This window comes from Acinetobacter sp. V2, assembly GCF_001188385.1.
GTDB classification, from domain to species: domain Bacteria; phylum Pseudomonadota; class Gammaproteobacteria; order Pseudomonadales; family Moraxellaceae; genus Acinetobacter; species Acinetobacter oleivorans.
On record NZ_JZFB01000001.1, the window covers coordinates 144,148 to 144,922 of the forward strand.

1 protein-coding gene and 1 pseudogene are annotated in these 775 nt (G+C 31.9%); both read left to right on the top strand.

All coding sequences use genetic code 11. The features are described from left to right. Positions 1-73, top strand: a pseudogene (locus UC75_RS22515) (hypothetical protein); the annotation flags it as partial. 3 nt (positions 74-76) lie between these two features. Beyond that, positions 77-775: putative type VI secretion system effector (locus UC75_RS00670; protein WP_228136984.1), on the top strand; the 699-nt coding region annotated here is incomplete at its 3' end.

The following is a 775-nucleotide window of genomic DNA, read 5'->3' on the forward strand; positions in this document are numbered from 1 at the left end:
GTATCGAAAAAATTTAAAAGGTAATGACCCTTACCCTCAAGATTATTTTAGTAAGAATACAACAAGTGAATAAGTAGTGGAACTTAAATTAATTCAGGGTCCAATCTACTCTCTAGAAAAAGCCAAATCTAAAATACCGGTAAATCAGAACGTGGGTGGCATTGCAGCAGGTACCGCTTTTGTAGGTGTACTTGCTGGAAGTAGCTCCTTACTCAAAAGCTCACCTATTTTATTAATGGCTGGAAAAGCTAAAGATGGCATAACTTTTATTGGCGAAATAGAGGGGTATCCATTAGTAGGACAATTTACGACAGCGTGCTTTGAAGAAAATGATGAGTTGATTGCTGTAATTAGCGAAAAACCTGTAGATGGACGTTATCAGGTCTATGCAATTATCGACCCTAAATCAGGCTTATTGTATATGATTTATGAGATGGGGCGTTCAGTAAAAATGGGTTATAAAGCCATTTTTAAGCAAACTTATTATTTTACATTGTTGTCATGGGGTTTTCTCTTAATTTTTATTTTATTTTATTTTATTTTTAATTTTTCTTATTCTGTGAATACCATTTTATATTTTCTAGAGATTGTTGGCATTACTTTATTTGTTACTGTAGCAATTTCTGGTTTTGTTAATTATTTTGGTTATAGGAAATCGTATGAAAATTTTGGAACATTATCAGAGCAGATATTTGAAAAATTAGGTTTTGAATACCCTAAAGAGCAGGATTTTTATAATGATTTTTTAACTGATGATGGTGTTCAGATTAGTGTA